Source organism: Marinomonas pontica, from assembly GCF_036322735.1.
GTDB classification, from domain to species: Bacteria; Pseudomonadota; Gammaproteobacteria; order Pseudomonadales; family Marinomonadaceae; genus Marinomonas; species Marinomonas pontica.
On record NZ_AP027271.1, the window covers coordinates 1,236,113 to 1,256,780 of the forward strand.

General features: G+C 44.8%; 20 protein-coding genes. 9 read left to right on the top strand and 11 right to left on the bottom strand.

Annotated elements, in window-relative coordinates; translation table 11 throughout:
- The first annotated feature begins 94 nt into the window (after positions 1–94).
- Both AABA11_RS05785 and fucP read left to right on the top strand, forming a co-directional pair.
- Complete coding sequence (locus AABA11_RS05785) at positions 95–2,509, top strand: zinc/cadmium/mercury/lead-transporting ATPase (protein ID WP_338266192.1); 2,415 nt, start codon at positions 95–97, stop codon at positions 2,507–2,509.
- 347 nt (positions 2,510–2,856) lie between these two features.
- Positions 2,857–4,161, top strand: coding sequence for an L-fucose:H+ symporter permease (gene fucP, locus AABA11_RS05790; protein WP_338266195.1), 1,305 nt, complete (start codon positions 2,857–2,859; stop codon positions 4,159–4,161).
- A 60-nt stretch (positions 4,162–4,221) separates the two neighbouring features.
- Here the strand turns inward: fucP and AABA11_RS05795 are convergent, their stop codons facing one another.
- The 4 genes from AABA11_RS05795 to AABA11_RS05810 form a co-directional block, all read right to left on the bottom strand.
- Positions 4,222–5,460: an MFS transporter gene (locus AABA11_RS05795; RefSeq protein ID WP_338266197.1), complete on the bottom strand. Its 1,239-nt coding sequence runs from the start codon at positions 5,458–5,460 to the stop codon at positions 4,222–4,224.
- An 18-nt stretch (positions 5,461–5,478) separates the two neighbouring features.
- Positions 5,479–6,315 carry an ABC transporter ATP-binding protein gene (locus AABA11_RS05800; protein WP_265727519.1) on the bottom strand — a complete coding sequence of 279 codons (837 nt, stop codon included), beginning with the start codon at positions 6,313–6,315 and terminating at the stop codon, positions 5,479–5,481.
- Between the two features lie 2 nt (positions 6,316–6,317).
- Positions 6,318–7,370, bottom strand: coding sequence for a FecCD family ABC transporter permease (locus AABA11_RS05805; protein ID WP_265727518.1), 1,053 nt, complete (start codon positions 7,368–7,370; stop codon positions 6,318–6,320).
- A gap of 374 nt (positions 7,371–7,744) precedes the next feature.
- Positions 7,745–9,151 carry a glycosyl hydrolase family 79 N-terminal domain-containing protein gene (locus AABA11_RS05810; protein WP_338266201.1) on the bottom strand — a complete coding sequence of 469 codons (1,407 nt, stop codon included), beginning with the start codon at positions 9,149–9,151 and terminating at the stop codon, positions 7,745–7,747.
- Positions 9,152–9,346: 195 nt separating this feature from the next.
- Here AABA11_RS05810 and AABA11_RS05815 point away from each other — a divergent pair, with 195 nt between their 5' ends.
- Positions 9,347–9,868, top strand: coding sequence for a lipocalin family protein (locus AABA11_RS05815; RefSeq protein WP_338266203.1), 522 nt, complete (start codon positions 9,347–9,349; stop codon positions 9,866–9,868).
- Here AABA11_RS05815 and AABA11_RS05820 read toward each other — a convergent pair.
- On the bottom strand, positions 9,865–10,410 hold the full coding sequence (locus tag AABA11_RS05820) for a hypothetical protein (protein ID WP_338266205.1): 546 nt from the start codon (positions 10,408–10,410) through the stop codon (positions 9,865–9,867). The two genes, AABA11_RS05815 and AABA11_RS05820, sit on opposite strands and share 4 nt — an antisense overlap.
- Positions 10,411–10,662: 252 nt before the next feature.
- On the opposite strand from AABA11_RS05820, the gene AABA11_RS05825 reads away from it, so the two are divergent.
- The 4 genes from AABA11_RS05825 to AABA11_RS05840 all read left to right on the top strand — a co-directional run bounded on the left by AABA11_RS05825 (position 10,663) and on the right by AABA11_RS05840 (position 13,754).
- Positions 10,663–11,958: a DUF3422 family protein gene (locus AABA11_RS05825; protein ID WP_338266207.1), complete on the top strand. Its 1,296-nt coding sequence runs from the start codon at positions 10,663–10,665 to the stop codon at positions 11,956–11,958.
- 243 nt (positions 11,959–12,201) lie between these two features.
- Positions 12,202–12,411 carry a cold-shock protein gene (locus tag AABA11_RS05830; protein ID WP_265727505.1) on the top strand — a complete coding sequence of 70 codons (210 nt, stop codon included), beginning with the start codon at positions 12,202–12,204 and terminating at the stop codon, positions 12,409–12,411.
- Between the two features lie 174 nt (positions 12,412–12,585).
- Positions 12,586–13,074, top strand: a complete 489-nt coding sequence (msrB, locus tag AABA11_RS05835) for a peptide-methionine (R)-S-oxide reductase MsrB (RefSeq protein WP_338266210.1) — start codon at positions 12,586–12,588, stop codon at positions 13,072–13,074.
- A 107-nt stretch (positions 13,075–13,181) separates the two neighbouring features.
- The gene (locus AABA11_RS05840) at positions 13,182–13,754 is read left to right on the top strand and encodes a fasciclin domain-containing protein (protein ID WP_338266212.1); all 573 of its coding nucleotides are present in this window, start codon (positions 13,182–13,184) and stop codon (positions 13,752–13,754) included.
- Between the two features lie 90 nt (positions 13,755–13,844).
- Here the strand turns inward: AABA11_RS05840 and map are convergent, their stop codons facing one another.
- The 4 genes from map to trpB form a co-directional block, all read right to left on the bottom strand.
- Positions 13,845–14,618 (bottom strand): type I methionyl aminopeptidase, encoded by a 774-nt coding sequence (gene map / locus AABA11_RS05845; protein WP_265727502.1) that lies wholly within the window; start codon positions 14,616–14,618, stop codon positions 13,845–13,847.
- A gap of 1 nt (position 14,619) precedes the next feature.
- Entirely contained in the window at positions 14,620–14,826 is a 207-nt protein-coding gene (locus AABA11_RS05850) for a ParD-like family protein (protein WP_265727501.1), read from the bottom strand.
- Between the two features lie 82 nt (positions 14,827–14,908).
- A complete protein-coding gene (gene trpA / locus AABA11_RS05855; protein WP_338266216.1) occupies positions 14,909–15,694 on the bottom strand; it encodes a tryptophan synthase subunit alpha in 786 nt (261 codons plus the stop codon).
- On the bottom strand, positions 15,691–16,953 hold the full coding sequence (gene trpB, locus AABA11_RS05860) for a tryptophan synthase subunit beta (RefSeq protein ID WP_338266218.1): 1,263 nt from the start codon (positions 16,951–16,953) through the stop codon (positions 15,691–15,693). The genes trpA and trpB overlap by 4 nt, the downstream gene beginning before the upstream one ends.
- A gap of 194 nt (positions 16,954–17,147) precedes the next feature.
- On the opposite strand from trpB, the gene dctP reads away from it, so the two are divergent.
- Positions 17,148–18,149 (top strand): TRAP transporter substrate-binding protein DctP, encoded by a 1,002-nt coding sequence (dctP, locus tag AABA11_RS05865; RefSeq protein ID WP_338266219.1) that lies wholly within the window; start codon positions 17,148–17,150, stop codon positions 18,147–18,149.
- Between the two features lie 54 nt (positions 18,150–18,203).
- Entirely contained in the window at positions 18,204–18,761 is a 558-nt protein-coding gene (locus AABA11_RS05870) for a TetR/AcrR family transcriptional regulator (protein WP_338266221.1), read from the top strand.
- Positions 18,762–18,877: 116 nt separating this feature from the next.
- Here the strand turns inward: AABA11_RS05870 and AABA11_RS05875 are convergent, their stop codons facing one another.
- On the bottom strand, positions 18,878–19,204 hold the full coding sequence (locus tag AABA11_RS05875; RefSeq protein ID WP_338266223.1) for a TRL-like family protein: 327 nt from the start codon (positions 19,202–19,204) through the stop codon (positions 18,878–18,880).
- A 93-nt stretch (positions 19,205–19,297) separates the two neighbouring features.
- On the bottom strand, positions 19,298–20,527 hold the full coding sequence (locus AABA11_RS05880; RefSeq protein ID WP_265729161.1) for a multidrug effflux MFS transporter: 1,230 nt from the start codon (positions 20,525–20,527) through the stop codon (positions 19,298–19,300).
- Positions 20,528–20,668: the final 141 nt, after the last annotated feature.

A 20,668-nucleotide genomic window follows, 5' to 3' on the forward strand; every position in this document is an offset into this window, starting at 1 on the left:
TTTTTTATTTTTAAGAAATAGGAAACGGATGCTTGACCTTGGAGTATGATCCAAGGTCTACACTCTTGTTATAGATTCATAACAGGAGAGTTGTATGCATCATTCATCAGGTCACCATAAAGAAAATTGCCAATCTCATTCTTCATGTCAGTGTCATCAATCAAAAGATCATTCATCACACGCACCTCAAGATACAAGCGGATCTTGTTGCTCGACATCGAGTGAGGTTTCCTCTTGCTGCGCAAGCGACGACAGCGGCAAGAAAGAAAGTTCGTGCTGTTCTTCTGATGACGAAGACGACGCCAGTTGCTGTGCATCGGCGGAAGCTAATGATATTCCTGCAGCCCAAGTAACCGGAAAACAAAGCTATAGTTGGCGAGTCAGCGGAATGGATTGTGCCAGTTGTGCACGTTCCATTGAGAAGGCGGTTACTTCTGTTGAAGGTGTAATAAGTGCCAATGTGGTTTTCTCTACTGAAAAACTTCGAGTGTCGGCAAATACTGATGTATCTGACAAAATCCAAGCAGCCGTAAAAGGCATTGGTTTTAGTTTGGCTTCTTTGGATAAAAGTGCTTTTAAGCAAGGTTCGAATCAAACCAATTCTGCTCAAACTATTTCAAATCAAAGCACGACCTCATGGTTTTCTCGCCAGCAATTAACGGAATACGGTCCAATTGTTGGATTGGCCTTATTGATGTTATTGAGCTGGGGAATAACGCAATTTAATCCTGTATTGGGCGAAACGGCGTTTATTGTCACTACTTTGGTTGGCTTAGTGCCTATCATGAAAAAGTCATGGCGCATGATACGCAGTGGTTCGCCGTTTGCCATTGAAACCTTAATGAGTGTCGCAGCCGTTGGTGCGTTATTTATTGGCGCTACGGCAGAAGCCGCTATGGTGCTGTTGCTCTTTATGATTGGCGAATGCTTGGAATCCTTTGCGGCAAATCGTGCGCGCAAAGGTGTCAGCGCGTTAATGGCGTTATTGCCAGAAGAGGCCTTGATTATCAAAAAGGGTGAACGTCAAAAAATTGCGATTGCGGATTTGCGTCCAGGGGATGAAATTGAAGTGTCGCCGGGTGAACGTTTGCCTGCGGATGCTGAACTTTTGTCCGAGATGGCAAGCTTCGATGAAAGCGCGTTGACCGGGGAGTCGGTTCCTGTTGAGCGATTGCGTGATGAAAAAGTTCCCGCTGGTAGCTTGTTGGCCGATCGAGTTGTGCGACTTAAAGTCGTGTCGCAGCCAGGGAATAACGCCATAGATCGAATTTTGCATCTTATTGAAGAAGCGGAAGAACGCAGAGCACCGCTTGAGCGTTTCTTAGATAAATTCAGCCGTATTTATACACCAGTGATTATGCTGATTTCTGTCTTGGTGATCTTGATTCCACCCTTGGCCTTTGCTCAGCCTTGGGATACGTGGATATATCGTGGTTTGGCGTTGCTATTGATTGGCTGTCCTTGTGCCTTGGTTATTTCTACGCCAGCCGCTATCACTTCTGGATTGGCCGCAGCGACTCGCCGCGGTGCTTTGATTAAGGGCGGCTTGGCGTTAGAGCAACTGGGTCGAATCAAAACCATCGCCTTTGATAAAACGGGCACACTCACGGAAGGTAAGCCTAGCGTGACGGATGTGGTGACTTTTAATGGCTCTGAGATTAATCATTCATTGGCAGTGGCAGCGTCTGTCGAAATGGGGTCTCATCATCCATTGGCGAAGGCCATTGTGGATTATGCTGAACAGCAAGGCGTTACTCTAGCTCATGCAGATAATCGTAAAACCTTGGCAGGTGTTGGGGTAGAAGGAAACTTTGCGGGTAAGAAAATCAGCATAAGCGCACCAAGTAAGTTAGAGCGAGCGCTGGATAATCGTATTCAACAGCAAGTGACTAACCTTGAAGAAGAGGGAAAAACGGTCGTGGTTGTGCTCGAAGAGGGTGAGCTTATTGCTTTAATCGCATTGCGAGATAAATTGCGTGACGATGCTAAGGCAGCGCTGAAAGACTTAGCCGATTTGGGCATTCATGGTGTAATGCTCACCGGTGATAATGCTCGTGCCGCTGCGGCGATTGCCGCGGAGCTGAACACAGATTACCGCGCGAGTTTGTTGCCGGAAGATAAAGTCACCGCGGTAATTGAATTGAATCAACAGCAAGCCACCGCTATGGTGGGCGATGGTATTAATGACGCACCAGCGATGAAAGCATCTACCATAGGTATTGCGATGGGAAGCGGCACAGACGTGGCGTTAGAAACCGCGGACGCAGCACTGACGCATAACCGCTTGCAAGGCTTGGCAGAGATGATTCGTTTGTCTCGTGCGACCAATGCCAACATTCGTCAAAATATCACCATTGCTTTGGGTTTAAAAGTGGTGTTTCTGGTGACGACTTTGTCGGGTATAACGGGACTATGGTTGGCGGTATTGGCTGACTCTGGTGCGACCGCGTTGGTCACAGCAAATGCTTTGCGGTTATTGCGAAATAAGCCGTCAAATAAAAACAATTAGCAAATATTACAGTGACTTAGGGGGATTAAAATGAACCCTAAGTCATGAATATTTCATTTATGTTAATGAAATGGGTAAGAAAAGATTAATCCACTTACAAAGCGCTAAGTTTTGTTTTGCAAGTGCATTTTTATAGAAAGTTGGTGGTAGGATTTCGCACCTTGTGTTTGATGTTGGTCGTAGAAAGGGCGTTATTGCAGGTTTTAAATCAACCAAGTTAATGCCCAAACTGCGGTTAGCCTATATCAATGTCTGATGATGACGAGGTGTTTTGGTCTGTCTATTCGAGAATAGGTAGTCAGCACGTCTTATCATCCAACTATAAAATAATAGATGTTGTTTGCTTTATGAAAAATCAAAATACAGCTCCTGAAAATTCCCTTTCTGCTCCGTTCGTTTATCCGAACATGAAAATCGCGTTTATTTTATTGATTACCTGTTTCGCTGCATGGGGCGTCGCTGCCAACATGACCGATCCATTGGTAAAAGTGTTTAGTAAAATCTTTACTATGAGCACCTTTGAATCCGCTTTAGTACAGTTTGCTTATTACGGTGCGTATTTCTGTTTGGCGATCCCAGCGGCGTTTATCAATGCTCGTTACTCTTATAAAGCGGGTGTGTTGACAGGCTTGGGCTTAGCTATTTTGGGTGCCTTGGCTTTTTATCCTGCCAGTATTTCGATGACATATGGCTTCTTTTTGGCTGCTTTGTTTATTTTGGCGGCGGGCTTGTCTATTTTAGAAACCTCGGCGAATCCTTTTGTGATGACCATGGGGCCAGAAGGCAGTGCGGCACGTCGTTTAAACTTGGCTCAGGCGTTTAATCCAGTTGGCACCAACATAGGTGTATTTCTTGCTGCGACATTGATTCTTCCTAATCTAAACACAGCTTCAGCCGAAGAAAGAGCTAGCATGGCACCAGAAATGCTACTGAGCATTCGTGCGGATGAATTAAACAGTGTGATGACACCTTATGTCGGCATGGCGTTTGTGTTGATGGTCATCTGGGCGCTTATCTATTTTATGCGTGTGCCTAAATCGGCCAATAAGGTCAATGTTGATGAAGTACAGAAGATTGATTTTGTGGCGACACTGGGACGATTGCTCGCTAGAAAACAATACCGTTGGGGTGTGGTTGCACAGTTTTTTAACGTGGCAGCGCAAACTTGTACTTGGACCTTTACCATTCAATATGTGCAAGAAACTCTAGGTGGCACCGAAGCCAGTGCGTCTGATTATTTACAGTACAGTTTGATCATTTTCTTGGTATCGCGCTTTGTGATGACGTGGTTGATGGGCTTTTTCCGTCCAGCTGTGTTGTTAAGTATCTTGGCTTTATTGGGCAGTGCTTTGTGTCTTTATGCTGTGATGGTGCCAGGAGTAACGGGTGTTTGGGCTATCGTGTCTATTTCTGCCTGTTTGTCTTTGATGTTCCCAACGATTTACAGTATCGCGTTAGATGGACTTGGAAGTGATACGAAATTTGGCTCGGCGGGTTTGGTTATGGCGATCTTGGGTGGCGCGGTTATGCCATTAATCCAAGGGGCAACGATTGATGAATACGGCGCTATCGCGTCATATTTAGTGCCTGCAGTTTGTTTCTTAGTGGTGGCCGCTTACGGTATGTTTTCGGTGAAAAATACAACTGTTTAATAACGGATTGAATGGGTAAGACAAAGCCTCGCGAATGCGGGGCTTTTTTGTAATCTGGGGTTATTGTGGACGTGCGATGCTTGTTTTCTTTGAATGTTCTGTCACTTGGAGAAACAGCAATGTTCCTGATACCGCGCCAACGCTTGCTAGCCCTATCCACACCCAAAAGTGGGGAAGTTGGCTTGAAGATAACAGCCAGCCGGTGCTTATATTGCCAGTAAAAGCATAGAGGCCGCCAATACACGAATACAATCCATAGTGGCTTCCTAGCTCTTTCGCGGAACAGAATTTAGGTACATACGCGCCCAGTAGCGGAAAAACCAACATGGATCCGACACTAAAAAAGAACCCGCAGAGAATAAATGGCAAGGCTGGTAACCAAGACAAGCTAAGGTTTAGCCATAAATAACTGGATCCCATGATGGTCATCCCTAGCCACATTCCTCGCGCTGTACCTAAGCGCGCTTCTACAAAGCGACTGACAGGCATTTGCATAAGAACGCCCGTAATCGAGGACGTCGCAAAGACCCAAGTGATGATGCTGACATCTTGAGTGACAACACGAATTTCATGAGGTACGGCAATGTAGAGTTGGTGGAACAACAGGTGATAAACAGAAGAGCACAACACAAATTGGATAAATGCTTTGTGTGTGAGCATTTGTCCCCACTGGTTCCAAAATCGAGAATGCGTGTGTGTTGTGTTCTGTTGTGACGCCAGTTCAGGAAGGAAACGCCACTGAATAATAAGCAATAAGGTAAATAGGCCCGCAGAAACGACACCGACGAGAGTGAAATCCACGTAAAGCAGAGACAATCCAAGCAATGGGCCAAGTAACATGCCCGCTTCTGATGTCAGGCTTTGCAATGCAAAGACTTTGTCTCGTGATTTTTGCTCTGGGTATTCAGACGCCAAATACGCTTGGCTACTCGGTGTAAAAAGAGCTCCGGCAAAGCCAGAAAAGAAGGCCCCTAGCATTAAAATAGGAACAGTTTGACCAAGGCCCAAGAGCGTAAAGCCGAGTATTCGAACAGCGCACCCTAAAAGAATAAGGCGCTTATAACCGAGCCTGTCCCCCAATGTTCCACCAACCAAAAACATGCCTTGTTGACTTAAGACGCGTAAGCCGATGATGACACCAACATACCAACCGCTAATGCCTAAATTATGTTGCAAATGATCCGCAAGATAGGGAAGCAGCATGAAAAAGCCGAGGTTGAACGTAAAGCCATTGATGACCAATACTCGCCCAGCAGGGGAGAGTATTTGCCAATCTCTTAAAAAATGTTTGGATAGCATGTTAAGAAGGTGTCAACCTTAAATCAGGAATTCAGCAGTCGGATTGAATACGCGTTGTTTTGTATTTTCAACGTGAGTTGATGTTGTCGTGTGGCGTCTGATGGTGCGAACAAATGGCACTCCTGACGCGTCTTTGGTTACGTCGGCATCAACATTGTACACGGCTTTTACCAAAGCAGGGTTGAGTATGTCACTTGGATGGCCACTTGCGATCAGTTGGCCATCTTTTAGCACTAGCAAATTGTCGGCGTATTGGGCTGCTAGATTGAGATCGTGAAGTACCATGACGGTAATCCAATCCTGTTGTTTGGTCTGCGTGTCTAGATGGTCCAGAAGGACATGCTGGAAGTGCAAATCCAACGCACTCACAGGTTCATCAAGCATGAGTATTTTGGGTTTGCGCATTAGTGCTTGTGCGAATAAGATCATTTGGCATTGACCTCCACTGAGCTTGTTTACATCGCGGTTAGCAAGATGCAGTAACCCAATTTTATCAAGCGCAGTTAAAGCTTCCTCAATCACGGTGTCATCTAAGCGAAATCCCAGTGTATTTAGTTGCCCTAGCAAGACCACTTCCAGAACGCTAAGCTCAACATCTAAGCGAATATCTTGTGGCATGTAGCCAAACTGCTTGCGCCATTGTGATAACTGTTTGCGTTGAAGTGTTTGGTTAGCGAAAGATATCTCCCCTGATTTTGCCTGAATATCGCCGAACAAGGTTTTTAATAACGTACTTTTTCCTGTGCCGTTCGGGCCAATAATGACATTAACCTTACCCGGCTCTAAGGTAAAAGACATGTTCTTAGCCAACACTAGTTCGTCTAAAACCACATTCAGATGGGTGACTTGCAACATAATTAACGCCTTTTACCTAAAATCAACCAAAAGAAGAAAGGCACGCCAATGATGGCTGTGACAATACCGATCGGGAAGAGCGCACCAGGAACAATTACCTTGGATAACACCGACGCACTAGATAATAAAAATGCGCCAATAATGAACGACAACGGTAAGAAAAAGCGCTGATCTTCACCAACTAACATTTTTGCAATGTTGGGTGCCACAATGCCGACAAAACCAATGATACCCACAAAACTTGTCACTGTTGCTGTCATTATGGCCACAATTAATAAGGTACGAAGTCTAAGTTGGGTGATGTTAACGCCAAGGCTTTTGGCTCTTTCTTCGCCTAACCTGAGTGCTGTGAGCTTCCACGCATCGCGAATCAAAAAAGCCATGCATACGACGGTTACGCTGATGATAATTATCAGGTTGGTCCATGATGCTTTCGACAGGCTGCCAAATAACCAAAATAAAATTTGTTGGCTCAGTTCAGGGGATGACACAAATTGTACAAGGGATAGCAATGACTGGAAAAGGAACAATAACGCAATGCCTGCCAATATCAGCTGGCCCGAACTGATGTGCCTCATGGTTGCCAATGCGAATAGAAATGTCGCCGCCAGCATACAACACACAAAAGCCCCGAGAGGTACTGCAATGTTGGTGTCTATACCTAGCGAGCCAAAGTACAGCATTAATGCTGCTCCGAACCCGGCGGCGGCAGCCATTCCTAGAGTATAAGGACTTGCCATAGAATTGTTTAATAGCGTCTGCATTTCTGCGCCGCCCACACCTAATACACCACCTACTACCACGGCCATTATCGCGATGGGTAGCCTTAAGCTGGCAACAATTACTTTGGTGGTTGGATCCACCTCGACAGGAAAGCCAATTAGATTCAGTAAGGCATTAGCAACGTTTTTTACGTTGAGCAAAGAAGGGCCTGTTGCCACGTCTAAAATGAAGGAACATACAAGAATGATAAGCAAGATGCCAATAACTGACCAACGACGTTTTTCACTGCGACGTTGGCTCGAAACGGCATCAGAAATTAAGTTTGACTGCATAAGTATGGTTTCATCAGCGCTAAGTGATGAATATTACTCCGTTGTGGTTGCGATGACTCTAGGTTGAAAGCCGTAGGCTCTGTTTAAGCAATGTTTTCCGAATTGGGTGGCAAAAAATAATTGTAAGATTTGAGAATTATTTTCGTTTGGCATATTACGGATGAAGGGGAAATTATCAAGAACTTTGTTGGGATTTAAGGTGTATTTAAGACGCATTATCGTCATTTGTTGCTGGACCACTTCATTTATAAGTTGATGTTTCCATGATGCAGTGATGCTTTTAGAACTATGGCGTCATCCTATTTTTGTCGGGCTAATCCACTTGAGATGAGTCAGCCAGTTCAATAGGTGCTCAGTAAAGTCTGGGTCGTTCCTTAAACAGTAAAACACCAAAAATTGATGCTGTACGGGCTGACAATATTAAGTTTGGACAGTTTAGGGAAATCACCGAGTTTTACCTTGCCCTGCTTGAACCGTGGTTTGATGCCGTTGATGCGTATTTTCTTCGATGTGAGTGAATCGGCGGTGATTTCAAAACGTTTTTTCTTTGATCCAAAGCCATGGCAATTCAAGATCTTTGGTGATGCTGACATATTAATAATCAATAAGGTGCATTTGCCTTCTTTTTTGGCACTGTGGCAGTATATTTGTACAAATGGGTCGTTGCTTTGCACGTCATACACGTCGGTTCCCATCAGTTTTCCCCATAGCCAACTGACCCAATAATCGGGGTTGGGTTTGAGTGTCTGGCGATTAATTAAGGCGTAATCACCGCCAATAAGGCTTTGTCTTACCATGACTTTTTGGCCGATTTTCGCACCGCGGCCTAGCTGGTCTGCCCACCAAAAACAGGACACAAATCGGTCGGACAATTTTGCCTGTCCGCCACACTGAGCCGATCCAGTTTCGCCAGTCCAGAGTTGCGCGGTTGGTTGGTATTGATCGCGTAATTGTTCGAGTTGTTTGGAGTATTTTTCAAAGTCTTTTAATGAATTCGGCGAGAGAATATTGTCCACGCTGGCGACTCGGGTTTTGACTGGAGAGCGTGTGCTTTGAAAGGGGTAATAATGCCAATCAACTATGTCCAGGGGCTCTTCTAAATAGTCTAAAAATGGCGCCGAGATGTTGCTCAGTGGTTTAATGGCTTCGCCAATTCTTGGCCAAAAAGCACTGCCAGGCCCAGCCACTTTGCTGTAAGGACTGTGTTGACGAATGCAACGTATAAAAGTGTCGTAATCTTTTGCCAAGTTTTTGGCGCTCGGCTGGGAAGTGAACCCATGAAAAGCCCAATACGCATTGAGTTCATTACCAAGCTCGCAAACGTCGATGGTTTGATGATTGTCATGGCTGTATTTCAGCAGTGCGATGACGTCATCGGCTTGCCATGAACCTTGCTGTCGTCGTTCAAACAATCCATATTTCATGGTGAACATGAGTGCCAAGTCGTTTCGTTGGCAAAAGTCATGCAGCTGATTCCACATTAACTGTGTCAGTAGTAATGCGTTATCACAGGGAGGTTGTGACTCTGTGCTGGTAAAGTAGCGAACTTTATCCGCTTCTGAACCACCAACGCGAACATAAGCAGGTCCCAATGCTTTGACCAACACATCGAGCTTCTCTTGACAGAGGTCCAATGCTTCGACGCGTTGGGTGCCTAAGCCTCGTTGCGTTCCTGTGCTGCCTTCCCACCAAAAACCACCTGCGAGTACGGAAATATCAATTGAGAAAGATAAGTATCTCGGCGCTATGCTGGCGATTGGGGTTGTACTATTTAATTGCACTACAATGGACTTGTTGTTTCTTTGGAGGTTAAGTCCTCGATTCCACGGACGTATTGATCTGGTACTGAACACGCTGTATTTCCCCACATTTACGGCATTTAGTAGACTGCAATAGAAGTGTGACATTTGTATGATGGCGGGCGGTAAACTATAAAACCTTGTAGGGTATTTGGCAGGATAAGCAAAGGGGTGTGTATGAAAGCGTTAGTTTGGCTAATCATGGTTTTTGTAGCGGGCTGTACCAGCGCTCCGAAAGATATCGATCCGGTGAAGCCGTTTCAAATAGAACGTTATTTGGGAACTTGGTATGAAATTGTTCGACAAGATCATGCCTTCGAAGAAGGGTTGTCGAATGTCACGGCAACTTATTCCATGCGTAAGGACGGTGGTGTTGCGGTATTGAATCGCGGTTATTCAGCAGAAGACAAAGAATGGCGAGAAGCCGAAGGGCGAGCCTATTTTGTCAATTCATCTAATGTTGGTCATTTAAAAGTTTCTTTCTTTGGGCCGTTTTATGGCGCCTATGTGATTTTCGAATTAGATAAAGATAACTATCAATACGCCATGATTTCTGGCCCAAGCCGTGATTATTTTTGGTTGCTATCGCGAACACCAACGATGCCGGAAGACGTGAAACGTCGATTGCTGGCCAAAGCGGAGGCGCTGGATTTTCCAATGGACAAATTAGTCTATGTTTCGCATTCCCGCAATGACTAGAAAAGTGAGCAAGTGATGGACTGCTTTGCACTGACTGTCGAGCAAACAGCGGCATAGGCTTCAGGGTCTTGAATCATAGCGTAATGGGCATTTGAGTCTCGGCACTGGGCGATGAAATTGTCATAACGTTGATTAAACTGTTGTTGGCTGAACTCAAATTCGGTTACGGGATCATCGCCATACCTGCCATCTTCCACTGAGTCTGCTTCGGCAATGTGTATTTGATAGGTTAATTCATTGTAACGGTGGCGAATTTGGTGGCAATAGGCGCTGTTTGGTGTGCTTTCACAGTCGCTCATTGACGTTTCTAGTTGGGCTTTTTGTTCTTTGAGTTGCTGTAGCCGGCCGATGGATGTGCGTGTTTTGCGTTGTGACTGTTCCGAACGGATGGATTTTTTATCGAGCCTTGCCTCTGCTTTGGCCAATGTTTCTTCTTTTTTTAAACAGGCTTTCCCAAAGGTGATTAGATCGTTGCTGTGCGCCATGCTGAAGTAGCTTCCTGCTAATAACAACACGCTGTATTTTATTATCGATGCCGACATACGCTGACTTAACCTATTTATCGTCTTCAATTTATTTTGTGGGTCAGGTGTAAATAAAGCAAGCATGTGGTTCATGATGGTAGAAATATTTATGTCGATACCTTCTCTAATGTGTGTAAGCCGTGATTTTTTTCATTCTGCTGATGGTATGCTTGGGATAGTTAAAAAAGTGGCAAAAACAAAATACTTTTATTCACCCTTAAACATCGGAACAGTACAGTGCACAAGGTCAATAACTCGTATGGATTAGAGGTGCATCCTTTACGTGATGCGCTTTATGCGGAGTTACATTCGCGCCCCTTTCAGGTGCTGCCTAGCCCAGCTAGAATCAGTTACCTCGCGGTCATTGTCGGGCCAGAGCAAAAGCGAGCCGAGTTCGAGCATTTTTACTCACTTTATTCGTCATTTTCAGGAACCGTCCCACAGGAAGATGGTGTGTGTATTGAAGTGGACTTTGGCCACTTTAAAATACGCCGGGATAAGCATTTAGAGTTCACTTCCTACATGATTACCCATAGCCAAGTTGACCATAGTCTTGGATTTTTTGATCAAAATGCGTTGTCTTGTTTGCCCGTGGATTGGTTATCGACGATTCCTGGAACGGTTTTGGCGGCATTTCATGTAGCCGTCGAAGATGCTCGTACTGTTCCTGAACCCGATTTGACCTTGGTAAAAAGCCATTTTGAAGGCATGCGTTTGGTGGGTAGCCGCCCTCAAAATGGTGATGCTCAAGTGTGGACAACTTTCCAATTACACAGTGATGGGTGTGGTCGCTTTTTGATCTACAACAAGAGCATGAGTGACAGTCAACTGGGTCGTATGGTTCAGCGAGTGGTTGAGATAGAAACCTATCGTCTGATGGCCTTGTTAGCCTTGCCTATGGCACGTCAATATAATGCTGAGCTTGTTATCATGGACGAACAGCTTGCCCGTACAACAGCCAGTTTATCGGATTCTAAAGAAACGCTTGATGAGCAAGCCATACTGAGTGAGCTTATTGATATGGCGGCGTGGGTAGAAGCAACGCGAGCCAAAACCTCATTTCGATTCAGCGCAACACGAGCCTATCACGAGCTGGTATTAAAACGGCTTAACGAGTTGAAAGAAGATGAAGTGTCTGGCCATTTAACCGTCACGGAATTCATGACACGCCGTTTAACTCCAGCGGTTAGAACGTGTAACACCGCAGGCACGCACCTGGAAAGCCTTTCAACTCGTATCGACAGAGTGTCAGATATGATGCGCACCCAAGTCGAAATGTCGATCCAATCTCAGAATCAACAACTGCTCACCTCCATGGATCGCCGATCGAAAATACAATTGGCTATGCAACATACGGTCGAAGGTTTGTCTGTTGCTGCGATCAGTTACTACAGCGTGGGCTTGTTGAAGTTCTTGATCGAAGCGGTATACGACAAAGGCGTGAATTTTGATAAAAGCCTAGTGATAGGTTTGTCAGTGCCTCTTGTGGTTGGCAGTGTGTGGTTGGCAACACGGAAAATCCATAAGCGGTTTTTGTTGTTAGCTAAGGCAAAAGAAGAAAAATAGCCGCAGCTTGCTGGCAAATTTGATGTGGATAGATGGCACTATTTTTACATATCACAAATAGTGCTATCTATCCTCGAACATTGTCTATACTATGGCGGCACAAGCTAGAAAGAAGTCTATAGTTATTAACTCTGCAATACGTTGTTTTATTCATAAAATCCTCGTCCTGAAAGTTTCTAAGTACCAGTCTATTTTTTGCACTCTCGGTCCACAAAGGGCCATTTCAAACTCAGGTGATTATTTATGTCTAATACAGTGAAAGGAACCGTTAAGTGGTTCAACGAAACAAAAGGTTTTGGTTTTATTGAACAAGCGTCTGGTCCAGATGTGTTCGCGCATTTTAGTGCTATCGTAAGCGATGGATTCAAAACATTGGCTGAAGGCCAACAAGTGGAATTCGTTGTGACGGCTGGCCAGAAAGGTCCTCAAGCAGAGAATATTACAGTCGTTTAATTCGCTACTCAGTATTGCTAAGAAAGGGTAAGTTCTTCGGAGCTTACCCTTTTTTTTGTTTTATCCTTTTCGTTAAAGTATCCGTTGAAACTTTTCCCCCTTTTTTACCGTACCTCTTTGTATGTGCTGAATTTGCTAACAGGATTCAGCCATTTTTTCTTTGGAGGTTTTGTTATGAATCGTCGACATTTTCTTACTCGAGCGGCCTGCGCAGCAGGTGTTGTTAAGTTTTCAACTATGCCAGCTACGGCTGCAGTATTAGCATCTAACTCACACTTTGAGGTATATCGAACTAAGCAACAGTGGAAAGCAAAGTTAAGTGATTTTGAATACCAAGTAATGCGAGAAGAGAAGACAGAAAGGGCTGGGAGTAGCCCTTTGCTGAATGAAAAGCGAGAAGGCATTTATCTCTGTAAAGGGTGTGATTTTCCTCTTTATCCTAGTAATACAAAATATGAAAGTGGTACTGGCTGGCCAAGTTTTTATGACAGTTTACCCAATGCCATTGGAACCAAGGAAGACAACGGCTTTTTCATGGCAAGAACGGAAGTGCATTGTCGTCGATGTGGCAGTCACTTAGGACATATTTTTGACGATGGTCCAGCCCCAACGGGATTACGCCACTGCTTGAATGGTATTTCTTTAGTGTTTCAACCCGTTTAGAACGGCATTTGAATAAAGGTTAGAAAATGTGAAACCTTTTTGAAACGACCTCGTATCTCTGTATAACCATGGCGAATTGTTATGGAAAAACAAACTGGAGAATAACAATGAAATTACTAAGTCTTATTTCTGCTGCGACCATTGTAACCCTTGCTGGCTGTTCTACGGGTGGGATGAAAAGTGCGGATGAACATACGAATCCAATGGTGGGCGGTGCACCAATGTATGCGAGCAAGAACATCATTGAAAATGCGGTTAACTCGAAAGACCACACAACGTTAGTGGCTGCCGTTAAAGCCGCCGGTTTGGTTGACACTCTACAAGGTCCAGGTCCTTTTACTGTTTTTGCGCCAACCAATGCGGCGTTTGATAAATTACCAGAGGGTGCTGTCGCCGTTTTGTTAAAACCAGAAAACAAAGCCGCTTTAACTAAGGTGTTAGCTTGTCACGTGGTAAAAGCCGACGCCTTATCTGGCGCGATTAAAACCATGATCGATGATGACATGGGCAAACACCCGGTGCCGACCATTGGCGGCTGTACGTTAATGGTCACTTATATGGGCGATAAAATTATGCTTGAAGATGAAAACGGCCGTGTTGCCCACGTCACTATTGCCGATGTTAAGCAATCTAACGGTGTGATCCATGTAATCGATACTGTGCTTTTGCCTAAGCAATAAGCGAGTACTAAAACATAGAGCTAGTCGAAAACCTGTATTTTAACTCATTAAGGTTGGCAGGCTAAACGAAGAAGCCAGTATCATACCCCTTTAGATACTGGCTTCTTCGTTTCTTAAGGTCAGCACTTCATAACCCGTTTCTGTGACTAAGATGGTATGTTCCCATTGCGCCGATAATTTTTTATCAGCCGTCACAACGGTCCAGCCGTCTTTTTTGGTCTTGGTTTTGGCTTTGCCTTGGTTGATCATTGGCTCGATAGTGAAGGTCATGCCCGCTTCCAGCACCATTCCTGTTCCAGTTTTACCGTAATGCAGTACTTGTGGTTCTTCGTGCATTTCTCGACCAATACCATGGCCGCAGTATTCTTTTACGACAGAATAACCTTTGCTTTCCGCTAGGGTTTGGATAGCTGCGCCAATGTCGCCTAGGGTGCCGCCGGGTTTTACTTTTTTGATTCCTGCCCACATGGCTTCGTAGGTGGTTTTTACTAAGCGTTTGGCAATAGGGTTGGCGTCACTCATGACATACATTTTGCTGGAATCGGCGATAAAGCCGTTTTTCTCTAAGGTGATGTCTAGATTGATGATGTCTTTTGCTTTGAGTTTATGACTGTCGTTCGGAACACCATGACAAACGACTTCGTTTATTGAGGAGTTTAAGGAAAAACCATAGTCGTATTGTCCTAAACTGGCCGGTCTTGCGTTCAGTTCATTGCGAATAAAGTCTTCTACTTTATCGTTGATTTCTAAAGTCGATACGCCTTCTTTAACGAAGTCATCGAGCATATGAAATACGCTGGCCAGTAGCTTTCCAGACTCACGCATGAATTCGATTTCAGTTGGTGTCTTGATATGAACGTGCATGCTACTTCACCGCTTTGAGAGGTGTTTCAGCGTTAGCGCTGGCCAGTTCGTTGGCAATTAACTCGGAAAAGGTGAGACTCGGATTAAGCTCGGCTAAGCGCCCCATTTTGATCCAGAATTCGGCTTGTGCATTGATAGAACGCGACATGACCTGGCAGCTTTTGCGAATGTCGTCGTGAAGTTCGTCGGAGATTTTAATAATACCCATGAGATATGATCCATATATAAATTATATATGGATCATATATTCACGGCTTTGGCTTTTCAAGCGCTAATTAGATGTTCGCTTCTCAGTGAAACAAGTCTTTTATCAGTTTAACGCCTGCTTCCTGCCCGCCTTGGTTGTACGCATCTAGTAGAGCAGAACCTAGAATCGCGATGTCAGCTTTGCCGATAAGTTGCTCAATCTGAGTGCGTTCACGCAGGCCAAAACCAACGCCCATTGGTGCGCTGGCGTGTTGTTTTATGTGTGCCAAATAGTCATCAAGTGATGTCTGCTTGGCTTTTCCTTCATGGGCAGAATGCCCCGTCACACCAGAGCGCGCCACGCAATATAAGAAACCGCTGGCTTGGCCTGCTAGCATCGCCAATCGATCAGGTGGCGTTACTGGTGTCACCAACCAAACCGGATCGATACCGCTGGTTTTACAAGCCGCTTGATAGGTCGCTGCTTGTTCAATCGGCAAGTCTGGCAGGATCAAGCCTAGAATGTTTTCTTCAGCCGCTCGCTTGGCTAGCTTATCTAAACCAAAGCGATACATTGGATTGAGATAGCTCATTAACACGATGCGGCTTTCAGGAAAGTCTTTCGCTAGTGTGCCTAATTGAGATAAGCAGGTTTCCACATCCAGCTTTTGTTCCAGTGCTTTATGGCAGGCTGCAACAATACTTGGGCCATCGGCCACAGGATCGGAAAAAGGAAATTGCACTTCGATAAAATCGACGCCTTCCTGCATTAATCTTTTCATCCAGCTTAAGCTTTCCTCAACACTTGGGTAGCCATAAACCACATGGGTCATCGATAAAATCGGCTTTTGCTGACGTTTTTCTGCAATAAAGGTGGCTAACTGGCTCATGCGTTTTGCTCCTCATTGTCGGCGTGATGGGTTGGATAAGCCGCAAGGTAATCGGTTAAGAATTGCGGGAAGGTTTCATCTTGTACGGCTTTCGCCACGTTAAAGATGTCCTTGTCGCCACGGCCAGAAAGATTGATCACAATCTTTGAATCTTTCGGCAAGTTTGGCGCGTCTTTAAAGGCACCAGCTAAAGCATGGGAAGATTCTAGGGCAGGGATGATGCCTTCTTTTTTCAGTAATAACGTACAAGCGGCGATTACATCATCGTCCATGGCATAGGTCATTTTGATGCGACCGATTTCCGCCAAATGAGCAATGATAGGAGAGACACCAACGTAATCTAAACCGGCTGCAATAGAGTGGGTTTCTTGTAGTTGGCCTGCGTCATCTTGCAGGAACATAGTTGCAAAACCTTGGGCAATACCTGGCTGACCAAGGTTATGAGAAAGGCGAATAGAGTGCTCGCCAAGTTCTAAGCCTTTACCGCCTGCTTCGACGCCGACCATTTCCACGTCTTTGTCATCAAGGAAAGGTAGGAATAAACCGCAAGCGTTCGAACCGCCGCCAACACAAGCGTATAGACGATCAGGAAATTGACCGAATTGCGTGACACTTTGCTCGCGAACTTCGTTGCCAATCACAGATTGGAAAAACGCCACCATTTCAGGAAAGGGCGCGCAACCACACGAAGTGCCGATTAGATAATGGCTTTCTTCATGGCTTGATGACCAGTCACGCAAGGCTTCGTCTAAGGCATCGCGTAAAGTTTGTGCGCCAGTGGTAACAGGCACAACGGTTGCGCCAAGCTGTTTCATCCAGAATACGTTCGGGTATTGGCGTTCAATGTCTTTCGCGCCCATGTAAATGGTACATTCCAGTCCTAAACGCGCTGCAACAAGCGCCGTAGCAATACCATGCTGACCCGCACCTGTTTCGGCAATAACGCGTTTTTTGCCCATACGTTTGACCAATAACCCTTGGCCAATCACGTTATTCATCTTGTGCGCGCCACTGTGATTTAAATCTTCACGTTTTAGGTAAATCTGCGCACCACCAAAGTGTTCGGTCAAGTTCGCACAAAACGTCAGAGGAGTAGGGCGACCAGAAAACTGCTGCCATTGTTTGTTCAGCTCAGCGAGAAATTTAGGGTCGTTTTTGGCTTCTTCGAACGCCTGTAAAATTTGCTGTTGGCTCGAATAAAGAATTTCAGGAATATAGCTGCCGCCGTATTGCCCGTAGAAACCGTTCTCGCTTTGCATGACTTGCTCCTAAAAAAGCTATTTATTTAACTATACCGTTTAGTTAATTTAATATAGCGTTTCTAATTCGTCAAGAGTTTGTTTAGGAAGGTTGCGAGGAATTTTTTAGTGCTTTAAATCCATTGATTGCAATGCATTTGCTTGTAGTTAGTGATACTTTACCGTCAACTATCCTGAAATGAATTAGGCGTTGTATGGCAAAGAATCTGGTATCTAAATCGTTGTTTTTAGTGTGTGTTTTACTTTCTTCTGCGGTTGTCTCAGCCCAAGAATGGATTATGCCGACGCCCTTTAGTGACCGAAATCAGCCAACTCAAATTGCCTACCAGTTCGCGGAAGACGTGCAAGCCTTTACAGATGGCGAGGTAAATATTCAGGTGAAATCGAATGGGCATGCATTACCGCATTTAGCAATACCGGGGGCAGTTATGGCTGGTAAAGTGGTGATTGGTGAGTTTCTACTGGGACTATTAGATAAGCAAAACTCGGTATTCCAACACGATATGATCCCCTTTTTGGCCAATAATTATGACGACGCTCAATTATTGTGGCAGGCCTCTAAGGCCGACACACAATATCAATTGCACAAGCTAGGACTGCATTATTTATATGTGGTGCCGTGGACGCCTTACAGCGTCTTCTCGGTTCGCAGAATAGACACTGTTGCCGATTTTGATGGCTTGCCAATCCGTGCATTTAACCAGACAGTCACCACATTGATTCAAAGTCTTGGGGCTTCGCCGGTGAAAATACCGTTAAAAGACGTAAAGTCTGCATTTGAACAGGGTAAACTAGAAGGGCGTTTTGCATCACTGTCTGTTGGTGAGGACAGTCAGATTTGGGATTATGCGCCGTATTTGAACGACTTACGAATTTGGATACCTAAAGAAATCGTTGTCATGAATAAGCGTGCTTATGATCAGTTGGACGAAAAGACCAAAGCCGCGATAGACAAAGCGTCTATAAAAGCCGAGCGTAATGGTTGGATAGAAACGAAAGAGCGTGTTGAGACAGATCTAGCTTCATTAAAAGACGGTGGTATTGTGTATAACCAACCGTCATCTTCACTTTTGAGAGAGCTTGAACGAATTAATCAACGAATGACAAAAGCGTGGGTCGAGCAAGATGAGAAGCAAAATGGCGGTATTTACCGAGCGTACAGAGAAGCACAGCGTCAGTCCCAAACTACTCATTAAGAAGTAAAAATGCACTACGAAGTAAGCAAGACCACACGATAAGTTGAGGCGTTTATGGCAAGAGGAAGACCCAGTAAAAAATCGCATATTGTCGAAGCGGCGTGTGAACTGTTTACCAAGCAAGGCTATCAAAGTACCAGTATTGATCAGGTGGTGTTGACGGCAGCGGTATCCAAGCCAACGGTATACAGTAATTTTCCGACTAAATTGGTGCTGTGGGAAACGGCGTTGTCGGCTTTGACTGAAAGAGCACAGGAGGAAATGGAGCAAGCGTTGTCTTCTCAGAATACGACCGCAGATTCAGACTTTGTTGCTGGGTGGATAGCCCTATGGTCCGAATGGATCGGAAAGCCAGAACGGTTAGCAAGTTACCGTATTTTGTTGGGCGAGCAACATAAAATGGCGCCATCGACCTTTGCTTTATTTGCTGAGTTTGAAGCCGTGCTTGAATCCACTTTATTGGCTTGGATGACCGTTTTCTCAGTCCCTAATGAACGCTTTTTTATTTTAAAAGCCGTGAGTAAAGAGGCTCTTTTGACGCCCGCACTGATGAATCAGACTATTACAGGTAAAGATGAGTTGAGGGCACAACTTGAAACACTTAGTTATTAATGTATTCAAATCGTGTGGTTTTTTTAACAGTTTAGGAGACACAGGTTGCGGTGTCTCCTAACAAAAAAGTGAGATATCTGCTATATCACGAAAACCCGTCACATGGCAGGTGCGTATTATTCGCCTGTTACGATCGTTTCGTATTTATTGAAGAATATATAAACGCTTGTAGACTCATGATACACAGAATGTACCTTTGTTATACCTCCATTTTTGCGTGCAGTGTCTTCTGAACAATCACCCGTTGCGATTAAACCAAGTACTGAAATACAAGAAGAGGTGCCTTTCTTCAAATCGGTAACACTGCTATTTTTAATGCCACCTGTGGACACACCTGAATGAGTGACTCCCGTGTATAAGCCACCGGAAACTGGGGAGTTAGTTGAACAGCCTGATAGCAGTAAAACCAAAGATGATAGAGCAATACCTAGGGATTTTTTCATTTTAAGTCCATTAAAATAGAGGTTAGTTTTTTGAGCGCTTGGATTATACTCAAAAAAACTAACTTCACAACTTCCGCTATTTACCCTCAAATTTTATATTTCATTGACTTCTTCTACTCTGCCTTTCTCTGCCCAGTACATAAGGCATAAGGCCAGCGTTCCCATGATGACAAACCCCCCAGAAATAGGCATTAACGTGTTGTTGTACATCTGGCCTATTACCGTGCCGATGCTCATGGACATAATGGATGAGACGGAACCGATTACCGCAGAAGCAATGCCGGCGACATGTCCCATGGGCTCCATAGCTAGAGAGTTTACGTTGCCAAACAGCAAGCCAAAGCAGAAGAATAAAATGGCAGCGTAGATTAAGAACATCCATAAGCTAATGGTAACAACTGCGTGCAAGGCAAAGAAGGCGATGGACGTAATCACGACCACGCAGATGGCTCTAAAAGCGATGTATTTTGCGCCATGTTTTTCGACAATGCGGGAGTTGATTAAAGACGAAAATCCCAGCACCAGCGCCAATAGCCCAAAGTAAAGTGCAAACAGGTTACCGGTTTTAAACTGCACCTGAAAAATTTGTTGTGATGAGTTTAAGTAACCAATAAAACTGCCAAAAAATAGCCCCATGCAAATGGTGTAACTTGCTGTGATTCTATTCGTTACGACTTCTTTAAAGCCTTCATAAAAGCCTTTTTGTGTAAAAGGAATACGATTAGATTTTGGTAAGGTTTCCTTTAAGCGCCAGCCAATCCAAACAATCAAGCAAGCTGCGTAGACGAGGTACATTTCAAAAATGCCACGCCAGTCTGATACAAACATAATGGCTTGGCCTAGTGTTGGGGCAATCGCTGGAACTAAGACGAAGATCATCATTACCAAAGACATGATGCGTGCCATTTGAGCGCCATGGTACAAGTCTCTAACCAACGAAATAGCCGAAATATAAGGGCCGGCCACACCTAAGCCTTGAATAAAGCGTCCCAACATGAGTAATTCCAAACTATCGGCTTGGTAGCACACAATAGTGCCAACCAAATACAGGGCAAAACCACCAAACAGAATGGGGCGACGGCCCAAAGAGTCCGACAACGGGCCACAAACCAATTGGCCTAATGCCAATCCCAAAAACAACATGCTGATAAGAAGTTGTGGTTGGTTTGCCGTCACCGCACCCAATTCGTTGCCGATAATGCCAAGGGCTGGCAATAAAGCATCAATAGAAATCGCGGTGATAGACATTAACAAGGCGACTAAAAGCGTGAACTCTTTTGACCCCATGCCGGAGGCAGCGGTGCTGTTGTGTGCATTTTCCATATAGCGTTTCCAAGAAAATAGGATGTTTAGAGGGAAGAACTAGGTCGGTCCCTAATAATAGCTGAGTATTATACTCAGGCTTTATATTGCTACGTTTACGAATGTGTGCATGAAATAAGGAAGTGATTGGATAATGTTTAA

Coding starts and splice junctions, on each gene's coding strand:
- AABA11_RS05830 (WP_265727505.1), top strand. CDS start 12,202: ATGTCTAATACAGTGAAAGGAACCGTTAAGTGGTTCAACGAAACAAAA.
- AABA11_RS05880 (WP_265729161.1), bottom strand. CDS start 20,527: ATGGAAAATGCACACAACAGCACCGCTGCCTCCGGCATGGGGTCAAAA.
- AABA11_RS05870 (WP_338266221.1), top strand. CDS start 18,204: ATGGCAAGAGGAAGACCCAGTAAAAAATCGCATATTGTCGAAGCGGCG.
- map (WP_265727502.1), bottom strand. CDS start 14,618: ATGCACGTTCATATCAAGACACCAACTGAAATCGAATTCATGCGTGAG.
- AABA11_RS05805 (WP_265727518.1), bottom strand. CDS start 7,370: ATGCAGTCAAACTTAATTTCTGATGCCGTTTCGAGCCAACGTCGCAGT.
- dctP (WP_338266219.1), top strand. CDS start 17,148: ATGGCAAAGAATCTGGTATCTAAATCGTTGTTTTTAGTGTGTGTTTTA.
- trpB (WP_338266218.1), bottom strand. CDS start 16,953: ATGCAAAGCGAGAACGGTTTCTACGGGCAATACGGCGGCAGCTATATT.
- AABA11_RS05840 (WP_338266212.1), top strand. CDS start 13,182: ATGAAATTACTAAGTCTTATTTCTGCTGCGACCATTGTAACCCTTGCT.
- msrB (WP_338266210.1), top strand. CDS start 12,586: ATGAATCGTCGACATTTTCTTACTCGAGCGGCCTGCGCAGCAGGTGTT.
- AABA11_RS05815 (WP_338266203.1), top strand. CDS start 9,347: ATGAAAGCGTTAGTTTGGCTAATCATGGTTTTTGTAGCGGGCTGTACC.
- AABA11_RS05875 (WP_338266223.1), bottom strand. CDS start 19,204: ATGAAAAAATCCCTAGGTATTGCTCTATCATCTTTGGTTTTACTGCTA.
- trpA (WP_338266216.1), bottom strand. CDS start 15,694: ATGAGCCAGTTAGCCACCTTTATTGCAGAAAAACGTCAGCAAAAGCCG.
- AABA11_RS05785 (WP_338266192.1), top strand. CDS start 95: ATGCATCATTCATCAGGTCACCATAAAGAAAATTGCCAATCTCATTCT.
- AABA11_RS05850 (WP_265727501.1), bottom strand. CDS start 14,826: ATGGGTATTATTAAAATCTCCGACGAACTTCACGACGACATTCGCAAA.
- AABA11_RS05820 (WP_338266205.1), bottom strand. CDS start 10,410: ATGTCGGCATCGATAATAAAATACAGCGTGTTGTTATTAGCAGGAAGC.
- AABA11_RS05795 (WP_338266197.1), bottom strand. CDS start 5,460: ATGCTATCCAAACATTTTTTAAGAGATTGGCAAATACTCTCCCCTGCT.
- AABA11_RS05800 (WP_265727519.1), bottom strand. CDS start 6,315: ATGTTGCAAGTCACCCATCTGAATGTGGTTTTAGACGAACTAGTGTTG.
- fucP (WP_338266195.1), top strand. CDS start 2,857: ATGAAAAATCAAAATACAGCTCCTGAAAATTCCCTTTCTGCTCCGTTC.